The organism is Kitasatospora sp. NBC_01560 (assembly GCF_045208415.1).
GTDB lineage: Bacteria > Actinomycetota > Actinomycetes > Streptomycetales > Streptomycetaceae > Kitasatospora.
The window spans coordinates 3,834,485-3,848,740 of record NZ_CP109364.1 but is presented as its reverse complement, the minus strand read 5'-3'; the positions used below and the strand labels follow the sequence as shown (position 1 = coordinate 3,848,740).

The following is a 14,256-nucleotide window of genomic DNA, read 5'->3' as shown; positions in this document are numbered from 1 at the left end:
GGAGGAGCGGGCTATCGGCGGGTGCCGGCGGGCGGGGGCGGTCATGCGGGCGGGTCCAGCCGGTAGCCGACCCCGCGGACGGTGCGGATCAGCGTCGGCGCCGAGGGGACGTCCTCGACCTTGGCCCGAAGCCGCTGGACGCAGGCGTCCACCAGGCGGGAGTCGCCGAGGTAGTCGTGCTCCCAGACCAGGCGCAGCAGTTGCTGCCGGGAGAGGGCCTGCCCGGGCCGGCGGCTGAGCTCCAGCAGCAGGCGCAGCTCGGTCGGGGTGAGCTGGAGGTCCTCGCCGTCCTTGGTGACGGTCATCGCGGCCCGGTCGATCACCACGCTGCCGTAGGCGGAGGAGTCCGAGCTCTCCCGCTCACCGCGGCGCAGGACGGCCCGGATCCGGGCGTCCAGGACGCGCGGCTGCACGGGCTTGACGACGTAGTCGTCCGCACCGGACTCCAGGCCGACCACCACGTCGATGTCGTCGGACCGGGCGGTGAGCAGGATGATCGGCAGCTGGTCGGTCCGGCGGATGCGCCGGCAGACTTCGAAGCCGTCGATTCCGGGCAGCATGACGTCCAGCACGATCAGGTCCGGCCGCTGCTCCTTGAAGAGCCTCAGACCGTCCTCGCCGGAGGCGGCGGTGGCCACTTTGTGGCCCTGGCGGGTGAGGGCGAGTTCGAGGCCGGTGCGGATGGCGTCGTCGTCCTCGATCAGAAGGAGGAAAGGCACGGCCTCATTCTGGCTCACCCGGAGCGCCGAATCACCCCCCGGCCCGGTCCGTCCCACCGGCCACCCGGGGCACGGGAACCGGAATGCGTGCCACCGGCGTCCGTGTCGGCAGACGGGAGTGCGGGACGAAAGCCCCGGCCCTGTGACACCCCTGTGACAGTCGGCGGACAGCGCCATCACAACCGGCGGGCAGGATTTTCCATGTCGCCGCAGTACAGCGGGCCAACAGGCCGGCTGGACGGCGGCAACAGGAACCGCTCGTACCGACCAAGGGGGCGCACGATGAACGCCATGCTTCAGACCCGGACCAACCCGGCTGTCCGCACTGCGCGTTCCTCAGCCGCCACCCACCGGACCCGGTACGAGGTCAGGACCGACGAGACCTCCGGTGCCGTGACCGTACGGGGGTGCGCGCACAGCACCGGTGGCAACACTGCAGGACGCCGGGTGAGCGGCGTCGGCAGGCAGGGGGAGCTGTACGGGATCGGCCGGACGGGGAGTGCGGCCGACTCCGCCGACACCCTGACGCTGCGGGGGATCCTCCCCGTCCGCGTCGAGGGCAAGGACACCCCGGGGGGGAACGGGGGAATCGGGGGGACCGGCCTGCGGAAGGCCGACTCGGGGGAGTCGGCCGGCCGCGAGGCCGCCGGTGCGACGCTGCTGCGGCTGAACCCCGCAGCGGCCCGCACCACCGAGGCGGGACAGGGAGGCGTGCAGGGGGAGCACCCGGCCGTCGCGGAGGACCACATCACGGAGTTCACCGCGTACGTGCGCGAGCGCCGCGCCTCCCTGTACGCCACGGCGTACCACCTCACCGGTGACCGCTACGAGGCCGAGGACCTGCTGCAGAGCGCGCTCTTCAGCACCTACCGGGCCTGGGGCCGGATCACCGACAAGGCCGCGGTCGGGGGCTACCTCCGCCGCACCATGACCAACCTGCACATCTCCGCCTGGCGGCGCCGCAAGGTCAGCGAGTACCCGACCGAGGAGCTGCCGGAGACGGCCGGCGACACCGACGCGATGGGCGGCACCGAGCTGCGCACCGTGCTCTGGCAGGCGCTCGCCAAGCTGCCGGAGAACCAGCGGACCATGCTGGTGCTGCGGTACTACGAGGGCAAGACCGACCCGGAGATCGCCGACGTGCTGAACATCAGCGTCGGCACGGTCAAGAGCAGCATCTGGCGCGCGCTGCGCCGGCTGCGCGAGGACGAGCACCTGAACAAGTCGGGCGACACCGTCCGCGCGTTCGGCGAGCTGGTCGCGTAACCGCCCGGGCGGGCGGGCACGACAGAGGACTCCCGTCGGGGGACGGGTGAGGACGGCCGGGCGACTGGCGACGCCGGCTCGGGGGAGCGGCGACGCCGGGGGAGTCGGGTGGCCGTCCGGGAAGGCGACGGGCCCGGTGCGGGGGAGACGCACCGGGCCCGTCGTTCGTTCCTCGGGCCGTTCGTCGTGACGACCGCGCGTCGGCCGGGCCCGGGCCGTACGCGGCCCGCGGCGCACCCGCAGCGCACCCACGCCGTGCTCAGACCGCAGAGAGCTCCCGCGCGGCCGCCGCGCGGATCCGCCGGTCGGCCTCGGGGCCGGTGCACGGGTGTGCGCCCAGGCCGACCTGACGGCCGACGATCGAGCGCTCGGCCCGCATCAGCCGCCACCCGCGGCGTACCAGCACCGGCAGCGACTTGCGGCTCTCGCGGACGTCCCGGCGCAGCCGGCGCCAGGCGGTGGTCAGGGCGCCGTTGCGCAGGCAGAGCGCGTCACCGAGCAGGCCCTCGGCGGCGCAGTCGGCGGTGATCTCGGCGGCGAAGATGCCCTCGGCGATGAACGCGGGCGCGCCGGCGAGGTCCAGGACCCTCGTGGAGACACGGCCGTTGGCCGGGATCGAGTACACGGGGACGTCGGCGCGGCCGGTCTCGTACAGGCTGCGGATGGCGGCGACGGCCTGCGCGCGGTGCCAGGCGAGCGGGGAGTCCCAGTCGACCGCGCCGTCCGCGAGCAGCGGCAGGGTGGGGTCGTCGCCGTCCTTGTAGAAGTCGTCCAGCTGGAGCACGGGCAGACCGCTGCGCTCGGCGAGCGAGGACTTCCCCGAACCGGAGGGCCCGGACAGCAGGACCACCCGGGCGCGGGCTATCGGCACAGGGTTCAGCGGGGAGTCACTCACGAGACACCAGTCTGACGCATCGGGACGCGATGCCGAAACCGTCCGGATCAGACTTTCTGCAGGGCCCGCGGGTCGGTGAGGGCGGCGTGCACCATCGGCAGGTACCGGTTGTCGACCTGGAGGTGCACGGGGTGGCCGCCGTCGGGCGGCAGGTAGGCGGTGGAGCCCCAGTCCGGGTCGTGCCAGGCGTCCGGCTCGGGGGCGTGGAAGGTGCCGCCGGTGGCCAGCCCGGTGTGGCCGAGGACACGTGAGCCGAAGGTGACGGTGCCCGCCCCGGGCACGATCCGCAGCCGGCCGTTGACGTACGCGCGCTGCCAGCCGGGCCGCTCGGACCGGGCCGAGCAGGGCAGCCGGACGGGGCGGCCGGCGGCGAGCCGGCGCCGGGCGCGGGCGATCCGCAGCTTGCGCAGGAACCCGTCCGCGAACAGTGCCATCAGCTCGCCCGCGATCTCTCCCACGGTGCCGCCCCCTCGGTCGTCCCCGGTCCGTCCGGTACGGCCGATTCTGCCGGGCCGGGGCCCGTGCGGGCAGCGCCGAAGGGCGCGACCCGGCAGCGACGAAAGGCGATGAAAGGCGACGGACCCGCGCCAGGGGGGGAGAGGCGCGGGTCCGTCCAATGACCGTCCGGGCCCTGGGGGGGAGAGGGCACGAGGGACGGCCAGCTTGTGGAGTTGTTACTCGGTGGGCCCGAAGGGCCCGGTGGCCGACGGGACGGTCAGATCCCCATCGGGTGCCAGACCGTCTTCGTCTCCAGGAACGAGAGTAGCCGGTCGGTACCGGGAGCATTGGTCCAGTCCTGGGCGAACGGGTCCAGCTCCGGACGGACCACCCTCTTCAGGGTATCCGCGGCAAGGGCTTCCAGCGCAGCCGCCGCGCCGGGACCGTCGGCGGCGATCGCCCCGGTGAGGTCCAGCGCGTTGACGTCCTGGTGCGAGGCCAGGGTCGGCGCGATGTCGGCCGTGCGGCCGGAGAGGAGGTTGACCACGCCGCCGGGGACGTCCGAGGTGGCCAGCACCTCGCCCAGCGACAGGGCCGGCAGCGGCGCGTCGGCCGCGGCCGCGACCACCACGGTGTTGCCGGTGGCGATCGCGGGCGCGATCACCGAGACCAGGCCGAGCAGCGAGTGCCCGAGGCCGGCCTGCGGGGCCACGATCCCGACCACGCCGGTCGGCTCCGGGGTGGAGAGGTTGAAGTACGGCCCGGCGACCGGGTTGGCGTTGCCCGCGATCTGGGCGACCTTGTCCGTCCAGCCCGCGTACCAGACCCAGCGGTCGATCGCCGCGTCCACCAGGGCGGCGGCCTTCTTCGCGCCGATGCCCTCGGAGACCGCCACCTCGGCGGCGAACTGCTCCCGCCGGCCCTGCAGCATCTCGGCCACCCGGTACAGCACCTGGCCGCGGTTGTACGCGGTGGTGCCGGCCCAGCCCTTGACCGCCGCGCGGGCGGCCAGGACGGCGTCCCGGGCGTCCTTGCGGGTGCCGAGCGGGGCGTTGGCGAGCCACTCGCCCTTGGAGTCGGTCACCTCGTACACCCGCCCGCTCTCGGAGCGCGGGAACTTCCCGCCGACGTACAGCTTGTAGGTCTTGAGGACGTCAAGACGGCTCACGACATCAGACATCTCGGGCCTCGACATTCAGGTAGGGCTGCAGACCGTGGCGGCCACCCTCGCGGCCGTAACCCGACTCCTTGTAGCCGCCGAACGGCGAGGTCGGGTCGAACTTGTTGAAGGTGTTGGCCCAGACCACGCCGGCCTTGAGGCGGTTCGCGGTCCAGAGGATGCGCGAGCCCTTCTCCGTCCAGACGCCGGCGGAGAGGCCGAACGGGGTGTTGTTCGCCTTCTCGACCGCCTCCGCGGGGGTGCGGAAGCTCAGCACCGACAGCACCGGGCCGAAGATCTCCTCCTGGGCGATCCGGTGGGCCTGGCTGACGCCGGTGAAGATGGTCGGCTTGAACCAGAAGCCGGTGCCCGGCAGCTCGCACTCGGGCGACCAGCGCTCGGCGCCCTCGGCCTCGCCGGCGTCGGTCAGCGCGGTGATCCGGGCCAGCTGCGCGGCCGAGTTGATGGCGCCGATGTCGGTGTTCTTGTCCAGCGGGTCGCCGACCCGCAGGGTGGACATCCGGCGCTTCAGGGCGTCCAGCAGCTCGTCCTGGACGGACTCCTGGACGAGCAGGCGCGAGCCCGCGCAGCAGACGTGGCCCTGGTTGAAGAAGATGCCGTTGACGATGCCCTCGACCGCCTGGTCGATGGGCGCGTCGTCGAAGACGATGTTGGCGGCCTTGCCGCCCAGCTCCAGCGACAGCCTCTTGCGGGTGCCCGCCAGCTGGCGGGCGATCGAGCGGCCGACCGGGGTCGAGCCGGTGAAGGCGACCTTGTTGACGTCCGGGTGCGCGGTCAGCGCGGCGCCGGTCCGGCCGTCACCGGTGACGATGTTGACGACACCCTTCGGCAGACCCGCCTGGCGGCAGATGTCGGCGAAGCGCAGCGCGGTCAGCGGGGTGGTCTCGGCCGGCTTCAGCACGACGGTGTTGCCGGTCGCCAGCGCCGGGGCGATCTTCCACGCCAGCATCATCAGCGGGAAGTTCCACGGGATGACCTGGGCGGCCACGCCGAGCGGCTTCGGGTTCGGGCCGAACCCGGCGTAGTCCAGCTTGTCCGCCCAGCCGGCGTAGTAGAAGAACCACGCGGCGACGGTCGGGATGTCGAAGTCGCGGGTCTCGCGGATCGGCTTGCCGTTGTCCATCGACTCCAGGACGGCCAGCTCGCGGCCGCGCTCCTGGACGATCCGGGCGATCCGGAACAGGTACTTGGCGCGCTCGCTGCCCGGCAGCGCCGACCAGTCGGTGAAGGCCCGGCGGGCGGCCGCGACCGCACGGTCCACGTCCTCCTCGGTGCCCTGGGCGAACTCGGCGAGCACCTGCTCGGTGGCCGGGTTGACCGTCTTCAGGGCCTCGCTGCCGGAGGAGTCGACGAACTCGCCGCCGATGAAGTGGCCGTAGGAGGTGGCGATGTCACCCGCGGCCGCGGGCGACTCGGGGGCCGGGGCGTAGCTGAAGAGGCCGCCGCGCTGGGGGGCCGCGGGCTCCTCGATGGTCTTCTTCTTGGCCATGGTGATCAGTCCACCGTCACGTAGTCGGGACCGGAGTACCGTCCGGTGGTGAGCTTCTGACGCTGCATCAGCAGGTCGTTGAGCAGGCTGGAGGCGCCGAAGCGGAACCAGTGCGGGGTCAGCCAGTCGTCGCCGAGCGTCTCGTTGACCATCACCAGGTACTTCATCGCGTCCTTGGTGGTCTTGATGCCGCCGGCGGGCTTCACGCCGATCTGGACGCCGGTCTGCGCACGGAAGTCGCGGACCGCCTCCAGCATGAGCAGGGTGACCGGCGGCGTCGCGTTGACGGCGACCTTGCCGGTCGAGGTCTTGATGAAGTCGGCGCCGGCCAGCATGGCCAGCCAGGAGGCGCGGCGCACGTTGTCGTACGTCTGCAGCTCGCCGGTCTCGAAGATCACCTTGAGGTGGGCGGAGGTGCCGTCCGGGCGCTTGCACGCCTCCTTGACGGCGACGATCTCCTGGAAGACGTCGAGGTACCGGCCGGAGAGGAACGCCCCCCGGTCGATCACCATGTCGATCTCGTCGGCGCCGGCCGCGACCGCGTCGGCGGTGTCGGCCAGCTTCACCGGGAGCGCGGCGCGCCCGGCGGGGAAGGCGGTGGCGACGGAGGCGACCTGGATGTCGGTGCCCTGCAGCGTGGCCTTCGCCGTGGCGACCATGTCCGGATAGACACAGATGGCCGCGACACGGGGGGTCGTCGGATCGGTCGGGTCGGGGTTCCTGCCCTTGATGCACAGAGCGCGCACCTTGCCGACCGTGTCCGCGCCCTCCAGCGTGGTCAGGTCGATCATCGAAATGGCCAGGTCGATGGCGTACGCCTTCGCCGTGGTCTTGATCGAGCGGGTACCGAGAGTGGCGGCACGCGCCTCCAGGCCGACCTGGTCGACGCCGGGCAGGCCGTGCAGAAAGCGGCGGAGCGAGGCCTCGGACGCCGCAACGTCCTGGAGACCACTGCCCGCGACGCCTGCGGGTACCGCCCGGCCGCCAGGCTGGGGGAGGGCGTTGGCTGCAAGAGTGGACATAGTCACCAGACCAGCATATCTACGCGCGTAACATCCCGCTAGGCCCGCCCCTCATCGATGCCGGACCGAGACCTCCGGGCCCACCCGGCCCGGCCGGTTCGCCGGTCGGCCCGGCGGCTTCGGCGCGTCCGGCCCCCGTCCGGCCGGGCGCCGGCCGGGCGCCGTCCGGGCGGATCGTCGCGCGACCGGACGCGCACCGTGGACGGATCGCGGCGCTCGCCCGGACGAGGGCGGGGGCGAGGGAAGGGCGGGCCGCGGGCGGAACCGTGATCGCCACCCCTGTGGAAGGCCGGGGCCATGGGGCAGAATCGTCGCCATGACCGATTCCGACGGCAAGCCCCACCAGGGCTCGGCCGGCCCCGACGGGGAGCCCGTGTACGCCGACCGCGTGTACCGCTCCATTCCCGGTGTGATCTCCGGTGTGCTGCTGCTGGCCGTGGCCGGGTGGCTGATCGTGGACGCGGCGCTGAACGGGACGGGGAAGACGCCGTACGTGTCGCTCGCGGCGGTGCCGGTGTTCGCCTTCCCGGTGATCGCCTACACGCTGCGGCCGGCCGTGCTGGCCAACGAACGGCGCCTGGTGGTGCGCAATCCGCTGCGGACGATCACGGTGCCGTGGGCGTCGATGGACGCGCTGCGGGCCGGCTACTCGGTGGAGCTGCTGGCGGACGGCCGGAAGTTCCAGGTCTGGGCGGTGCCGGTGTCGCTGCGGCAGCGCAAGCGGGCCAACCGGACCGAGCTGCGGGGCGGCGCCGCGCACGCCTCCCGGCTGACGACGGTGGTGGGACGGCAGCCCAACCCGGTGGTCTCCGGCTCGCCGGACCCGAACCGGGCCTGGTCGGACCAGGTCGTCGCGGTGCTGCAGGAGACGGCCGAGCGGAACGCGTCGCGGCCGGACGCGGCCGGCCCGGTGGTCGTCCGCTGGTGCTGGTGGATCATCGTGCCGACGCTGGCCGGCCTGGCCGCGCTGATCACCGTGATCGCCGTCTGAGACCACGAACGGACCGGGCCCAGGTGGTCCGGGGAGCACGGACGGAGGGGCCCGCCGCGATCGGCGGGCCCCTCCGTCGTGTGCTCGGGCGGTGCGCGTCAGCCGGCGGCGCCGGACGTAGGCGTCCGCCGCGCCGGGGAGGCCGGCCACGTAGAACCGCGGCCCGGCCTGACCCGGCCCGGCCCCGGAACGCGTGCGCCTCCCGGTGGTGACCGGGAGGCGCACGTCGTGCCGGGCCGTGCGTCAGGCGTCGATGCCGGCGGCGGCGGCCAGGTCCTGCTTGACGGCGGCGAGCAGGGCCGCGGCGCGGGCGCGGGCGGGGGCCAGCTCGGCGGCGGAGCCGACCGGGAGGACGACCTCCAGGTAGCACTTCAGCTTGGGCTCGGTGCCGGACGGCCGGACGACGATGCGGGCCGAGCGGACGGCGTCGCCGGCCAGGTAGTAGCGCAGGCCGTCGGTGGGCGGCAGGTCGGCGGAGCCGGCGGTCAGGTCGTCCGCCCGGGTGACGGTCAGCCCGGCCAGGACGGTCGGCGGCTGCTCGCGCAGGCGCTGCATGGCGTCGGCGATCAGGGTGAGGTCCTGGACGCGGACGGAGAGCTGGTCGGTGGCGTGCAGGCCGTGCTCCAGCGCCAGGTCGTCCAGCAGGTCGGCCAGGGTGCGGCCGGACTGCTTGAGGGTGGCGGCCAGCTCGGCGACCAGCAGGGCGGCGGTGATGCCGTCCTTGTCGCGCACGCCCTGCGGGTCGACGCAGTAGCCGAGGGCCTCCTCGTAGCCGTAGCGCAGGCCGTCGGCGCGGGCGATCCACTTGAAGCCGGTGAGCGTCTCGGCGTAGTCCAGGCCGGCCGCCTCGGCGATCCGGCCCAGCAGGGTGGAGGAGACGATCGTGGTGGCGAAGGTGCCGGAGGCCTTCTTGGCGACCAGCGCCGCGCCGAGCAGCGCGCCGACGTCGTCGCCGCGGAGCATGCGCCAGCCGCTGTCCGCGCCTGGGCCGCCGGCGGCGTTGCCGTTGGCGGGGACGGCCACCGCGCAGCGGTCGGCGTCCGGGTCGTTGGCGATGACGATGTCGGGGCCGACCGAGGCGGCGGTGCGGAAGGCGAGGTCCATCGCCCCCGGCTCCTCCGGGTTGGGGAAGGCCACGGTCGGGAAGTCCGGGTCGGGCTCGGCCTGCTCGGCGACGACGGTGGGGGCGGGGAAGCCGGCCCGGCGGAAGGCGGCGACCAGGGTGTCCCGGCCGACGCCGTGCATCGGGGTGTAGACGACGTCGAGCTCGCGCGGGCTGTGCGGGTCCACGATGGAGACGGCGCGGGCCAGGTAGGCGTCGACGATGTCCTCGCCGAGGACCTCCCAGCCGTCGGCGGCGAGCGGGACGTCGGCGAGCGAGCCGATCGCGTCGATCTCGGCGGCGATCCCGGCGTCGGCCGGCGGGACGATCTGCGAGCCGTCGCCCAGGTAGACCTTGTAGCCGTTGTCCTGGGGCGGGTTGTGGCTGGCGGTGACGGTGACGCCGGCGGCCGCGCCGAGGTGGCGGACGGCGAAGGCGAGCACCGGGGTCGGCAGGGCGCGCGGCAGCAGCGCGGCGCGCAGGCCGGCGCCGACCACCACGGCGGCGGTGTCGCGGGCGAAGTCGTACGACTTGTGCCGGGCGTCGTAGCCGATGACGACGAGGTCGCCGAGGTCCTGCTGCTTCACGTACGCGACCAGGCCGGCGGCGGCCCGGATCACCACGGCGCGGTTCATCCGCATCGGTCCCGCGCCGAGCTCGCCGCGCAGGCCCGCGGTGCCGAACTGGAGCCGGCCGGAGAACCGCTCGGCCAGCTGGGACCAGGCGATCTTGCTGTCCGACTCGGCGTCCGGGCCCTCGGCCTCGGCCAGCAGTGCGGCCAGTTCCTCGCGGGTCTGCGGGTCGGGATCCTCGGCCAGCCAGGTCCGGGCCCGGGCGAGGAGATCGGTGGTGGGTGCCTGCGTCATGGCCAGCTCCGTTGGAAGGTCCGCAAAGTGGTGAAAGACCGCAAAGTTGTCGGTGTGCGCATGCGGACGGGGCCCGCGGGCGGGTGTGATCAGCGGATCACAGCCGCCCGCGGACCCCGTCGCTCATGATTGTGCGCCAGGTCCGGGTCAGATCCGCTCAAGGACCTTCGCCAGCAGCGTGCCCATGCGCTCGGCGGAGGCCTTGCCGGCCTCCAGCACCTCGGCGTGGTTGAGCGGCTCGCCGGTGATGCCCGCGGCCAGGTTGGTGACCAGCGAGATGCCGAGCACCTCGGCGCCGGCCTCGCGGGCGGCGATGGCCTCCAGGGTGGTCGACATGCCGACCAGCTCGCCGCCGATCACCCGGGCCATGTGGACCTCGGCCGGGGTCTCGTAGTGCGGGCCGCGGAACTGCACGTAGACGGCCTCGTCCAGGGTCGAGTCGATCTCGCGGCAGAGCTCGCGCAGACGCTTGGAGTAGAGGTCCGTCAGGTCGACGAAGTTGGCGCCGACGATCGGGGAGTCCGCGGTCAGGTTGATGTGGTCGCTGATCAGGACCGGCTGGCCGGGGACCCAGCCCTCGCGCAGACCGCCGCAGCCGTTGGTCAGCACGATGATCCCGCAGCCCGCGGCGGCGGCGGTGCGCACGCCGTGCACGACGGTGGCCACGCCGTGGCCCTCGTAGTAGTGGTTGCGGCCGAGGAAGATCAGGGCGCGCTTGTCGCCGATCTTCACCGAGCGGATCGTGCCGGCGTGGCCGGCCACGGCGGGGGCGGGGAAGCCCGGGAGGTCGGTGACCGGGAACTCCGCCACGGTCTCGCCCAGGGCGTCGGCGGCCGGCACCCAGCCGGAGCCCATCACCAGGGCGACGTCGTGGCGCTCGGCACCGGTCAGCTCGCGCAGGCGGGCGGCGGCGGCCTGGGCGGCGGCGTAGGGGTCGGCGGAGACGACCGACTGAGGAGATGCGTTCACACGTCCGAGGATAGACGGGAAACGGCTACGCGCGTAGAAAATCCTGCGCCGACGTGCCGGATCGTTACCCGGATGGCGTGAAACTACAGCTCGCAGGCCCCTTCCGGGGCGTCCGGACGGGAGCAACCTACAGCCGCTTGGCGCTCCTCAGCCCCTTGGCGTACAGGCCGTTGTCGTCCAGTCGCGCGGTGCCGCCCCGGTCGCCGAAGGTCGGCCCGTTCGCCTCCTCGCGGCTGGAGATGTAGCGCGGGTGGCCGTCGGTGTCCAGGCCGAGGTAGATGCCGGTGTGGTCGAGCCGGGCCCCGGTGCGGGCGTCGATCTCGAAGAACACCAGGTCGCCGGGTTGCAGCGGGTCGATCGAGGCCGGCCGCACGGTGGTCTCCGAGCCGGGCGCGGTGGTCAGCGGCAGCACCGGTACGCCGGGGGAGAGCCGGGCCAGGCCGTTGGCGGTGCGCGGCAGGCCGGCGCCGGCCACGTCCTTGGAGAGCAGCGGGTAGCCGGAGCGGTAGCCGTAGACCATCCGGACGAAGCCGGAGCAGTCGAAGGAGCCGTAGCGGGTCCGGTCGGGCTGCCTGGTCACCTTGTCGGCGAAGGTGTAGGCGGTGCCGAGGTAGTCCAGGAAGTCGGTCTGCTCCAGCCGCAGGTCGTTGCCGGCCGAGCCGTTCGGGTTGAGCGGGCCGAACGAGGCGTCGCCCCGGATCCGCACGCCCTTGGCGTCCTTGCCCTCCGGCGCGTCGGCCAGGTACTGGGTGGCGACCGCCAGCACGTCGTCGGCGGTGGAGCCGAGCGACTGCTGGAACCACGCCCGGAACCAGCCCTCGTTCTCCGCGCCGGCCTTCCAGGCCTGCGGCATCAGCCGGACCCAGCTGTCGCCGACCAGGGTGGCGGTGGTGGTGCCCGGCTCGGCGAAGGTCCGGCTCGGGCCGGTCAGCACGGCCGTCCGGGCGCCGTCCGTGAGGGTGGCGAGCACGCCGCCGCGGGCGTCCCGGACGACGGTGCGGTCCGGGCCGGCCAGCCGTTCGTACCGCAGGCCGGTGCCGGCCGCGGCGGTGCCCCGGTCGGCGGCCGGGGTGGCTCCGGTCGTGGCGGCGATCAGCGGGGCGGTGCCGCCGGCCCCGGCGGGCTGCCGGTCGCGGTCGCGCAGCTGCACGGTGAGGTACCCGCTGGCGGTCAGCAGGGTGACGGCGAGGCCGCCGCTGAGCAGGGACTTCCGGGTGACGGGCATGGGGCTGCCTTCCGAGGGGCGGGGGCCGGGTACCGGGTACCGGCGGCGTCGGGGACGGCGTAGCCGGAGTGGTCGGGCACCGGCGTGGTCGGGTGCCGGTTCGGCCAGGTGCCGGCGTGGTCGGGTGCCGGTTCGGTCAGGTGCCGGGGAGGGCGCCGAGCAGCACGCCGGCGGTGAGCACCACGTAGTTGGCGAGCGTCACCGTGCTGGTGGCCATCAGGGTGGCGCCGCGCGGCTGGCGGACGAGCTGGTACGCGATCAGGCCGGGGACGATGAAGCCGAGCGTCTGGTTCGCGTACAGGGTGGGCAGTTCGCGCTGGAGGACGAGCATCACGGTGGCCTGGAGCAGGACGCCGATCAGCACCACGGCGGCGAACAGCCGCTTGCCGTAGAGGATCACCAGCTTCTGGACCACCCGGGTGGCGAGGTAGGTCAGCGCCGTCACGCCGATCACGATGGCCACCCGCCGGAGGTCCTCGACGAGGGTGAGGGCCAGCCAGCCCGGGGTGATCATGCCGCCGGGGGAGAGGTTGGTGGTCAGGTAGCAGACGAGCGAGAAGACCAGGCCGAGCGCGATGCCGATGGCGGCGATCTCGGGGGTGAGCTCGGTGGGGATCACTGCTGGTCTCCGTGGGGGAAGGGGCGGTGCGGTCGGTCGGGGGCCGGGGCGAACCACGAGTCGGGCAGCGGCTCGGGCACGTACACGGGGTGCGCGTACTCGGGCTGCGGGTACATGGGCTGCGGGTACGTGGGCTGCGGGTACATGGGCTGTGCGTGCGCGGGCTGTGCGTACGTGGGCCCGGCGTACTCGGGCTGCGCGTACGGCCCGGGGTACGCGGGCTCGTCGTACGCGTCCCGGTCCGGCGCCCGGTCCCGCTGCCCGGCCGGTTCCCCGTCGGGCTCCTCGTCCGGTGCCAGCCGGGCCAGCTCCGCCAGGAACAGCTCGCCCTGGCCGTGGATGTTGCCGATCGCGACCAGCGAGGAGTCCGGGCCGAGCGCGTCGAGCAGGTCGGCGGTGAGCGCCGCCGGGTCGCGCCGGTCGCCGCCGAGGTCGACCACCCGGCCCGTCCAGTCGGCCGGGATGCCGTCCCGGGCGCTCCGGGTGGGGTGCCCGATCAGGAAGACGGTGTCCGGGGCGAGCTCCGGCACGATCTGGCCCATCTGGCCGTTGCGCTCGACCCGGTCCGGGCGGCAGTTGATCACCACGTTGAGCGGGCGGTGGATCGCGCCGAGGCCCTCCAGCTGGCGGACGTTCATCAGCGTGGACTCGGGGTCGTTGGCCGCGAAGACGTTGGCGAACCGCACCCGCCGGCCGTCCTCGGTGCGGTAGCGCTCGACGGAGAGCACACCTGGGTCCGGCGGGGCCTGCCACATGCCCCGGAGGGCCGTCTGCCGTTCCACGCCGAGGAGTTCGGCGACGGCGAGGGCGATCGCGACGTTCTCCTTGAAGGTGAACCAGCTGAAGCCGCGCAGCTCCTCGTCCGTGACCGACCCGGGGTCGACCACGATCAGCTCGCAGTCCCGCCGGGCCGCCTCGGCGCGCAGGACGGGCAGCCGGTCCTGCTCGGCGGTGACGCAGATGCCGCCGACCGGCATCGAGCGGGAGAGCGAGCGGGCGACGTCGTCCAGGGTCGGGCCCATTTCGGCGAGGTGGTCCTCGCGGACGTTGCAGAGCACGCCGATGGTGGAGCGGATCAGCTTGGTCTGGTTGACCTCCTGGAGGGCCGGCATCACCGCCATGCACTCGATCACCAGGGCGTCCGGGCGGTAGGTGGCGGCGCGGCGGACGATGCCGATCTGCTCCACCACGTTGGCGATGCCGAACTTGCGGTAGACCGGCTCCTCGGTCGCGTCCGGGTGGATGAACCGGGCGGCGGTGCCGGTGGTCTTGGCGACGGTGACCAGGCCGCCGCCGCGCAGCGCGCCCGCGCAGAGCCGGGTGATCGAGCTCTTGCCGCGGATGCCGTTGACCAGGACCCGGGCGGGGATCTGCTCCAGCGCGGCGAAGTGCCGGCGCTGTTCGACGATGCCCGCCACCAGCAGGACGGCGCAGCACACCAGCAGGACGACGTAGAGGAAGAGCACGGTGCGGTT

The 14,256-nt window shown here is 73.4% G+C and carries 13 protein-coding genes; 2 read left to right on the top strand and 11 right to left on the bottom strand.

The features are described 5' to 3' along the window. Positions 1-41 precede the first annotated feature (41 nt). Positions 42-719: a response regulator transcription factor gene (locus tag OH807_RS16505; protein ID WP_148644494.1), complete on the bottom strand. Its 678-nt coding sequence runs from the start codon at positions 717-719 to the stop codon at positions 42-44. 588 nt (positions 720-1,307) lie between these two features. On the opposite strand from OH807_RS16505, the gene OH807_RS16500 reads away from it, so the two are divergent. Beyond that, complete coding sequence (locus OH807_RS16500; RefSeq protein WP_406211021.1) at positions 1,308-1,985, top strand: SigE family RNA polymerase sigma factor; 678 nt, start codon at positions 1,308-1,310, stop codon at positions 1,983-1,985. A 259-nt stretch (positions 1,986-2,244) separates the two neighbouring features. Here the strand turns inward: OH807_RS16500 and OH807_RS16495 are convergent, their stop codons facing one another. From OH807_RS16495 to deoC, 5 genes are all read right to left on the bottom strand, one after another. Then, positions 2,245-2,880 carry an ATP-binding protein gene (locus OH807_RS16495; RefSeq protein WP_406199247.1) on the bottom strand — a complete coding sequence of 212 codons (636 nt, stop codon included), beginning with the start codon at positions 2,878-2,880 and terminating at the stop codon, positions 2,245-2,247. A 47-nt stretch (positions 2,881-2,927) separates the two neighbouring features. Then, on the bottom strand, positions 2,928-3,338 hold the full coding sequence (locus OH807_RS16490; protein WP_406199245.1) for a hypothetical protein: 411 nt from the start codon (positions 3,336-3,338) through the stop codon (positions 2,928-2,930). Positions 3,339-3,595: 257 nt separating this feature from the next. Then, entirely contained in the window at positions 3,596-4,498 is a 903-nt protein-coding gene (locus OH807_RS16485; protein WP_406199243.1) for an aldehyde dehydrogenase family protein, read from the bottom strand. Beyond that, entirely contained in the window at positions 4,491-5,987 is a 1,497-nt protein-coding gene (locus OH807_RS16480) for an aldehyde dehydrogenase family protein (protein ID WP_406199241.1), read from the bottom strand. The genes OH807_RS16485 and OH807_RS16480 overlap by 8 nt, the downstream gene beginning before the upstream one ends. A gap of 5 nt (positions 5,988-5,992) precedes the next feature. After that, positions 5,993-7,009 (bottom strand): deoxyribose-phosphate aldolase, encoded by a 1,017-nt coding sequence (deoC, locus tag OH807_RS16475; RefSeq protein WP_406199239.1) that lies wholly within the window; start codon positions 7,007-7,009, stop codon positions 5,993-5,995. A gap of 316 nt (positions 7,010-7,325) precedes the next feature. Here deoC and OH807_RS16470 point away from each other — a divergent pair, with 316 nt between their 5' ends. Then, positions 7,326-8,000 (top strand): PH domain-containing protein, encoded by a 675-nt coding sequence (locus tag OH807_RS16470; protein WP_406199237.1) that lies wholly within the window; start codon positions 7,326-7,328, stop codon positions 7,998-8,000. Positions 8,001-8,243: 243 nt separating this feature from the next. On the opposite strand, the gene OH807_RS16465 is transcribed toward OH807_RS16470, so the two are convergent. The 5 genes from OH807_RS16465 to pgsB all read right to left on the bottom strand — a co-directional run bounded on the left by OH807_RS16465 (position 8,244) and on the right by pgsB (position 14,247). After that, the gene (locus tag OH807_RS16465) at positions 8,244-9,968 is read right to left on the bottom strand and encodes a phospho-sugar mutase (protein ID WP_406199235.1); all 1,725 of its coding nucleotides are present in this window, start codon (positions 9,966-9,968) and stop codon (positions 8,244-8,246) included. Positions 9,969-10,115: 147 nt separating this feature from the next. Further along, positions 10,116-10,937 carry a purine-nucleoside phosphorylase gene (locus OH807_RS16460; RefSeq protein ID WP_406199233.1) on the bottom strand — a complete coding sequence of 274 codons (822 nt, stop codon included), beginning with the start codon at positions 10,935-10,937 and terminating at the stop codon, positions 10,116-10,118. Positions 10,938-11,064: 127 nt separating this feature from the next. After that, positions 11,065-12,162: an NlpC/P60 family protein gene (locus OH807_RS16455; protein WP_406199231.1), complete on the bottom strand. Its 1,098-nt coding sequence runs from the start codon at positions 12,160-12,162 to the stop codon at positions 11,065-11,067. A 136-nt stretch (positions 12,163-12,298) separates the two neighbouring features. Continuing rightward, positions 12,299-12,781, bottom strand: a complete 483-nt coding sequence (locus OH807_RS16450) for a poly-gamma-glutamate biosynthesis protein PgsC/CapC (protein WP_406199229.1) — start codon at positions 12,779-12,781, stop codon at positions 12,299-12,301. Then, entirely contained in the window at positions 12,778-14,247 is a 1,470-nt protein-coding gene (gene pgsB / locus OH807_RS16445; protein WP_406199227.1) for a poly-gamma-glutamate synthase PgsB, read from the bottom strand. Before pgsB ends, OH807_RS16450 begins: the two co-directional genes overlap by 4 nt. Positions 14,248-14,256 lie beyond the last annotated feature (9 nt).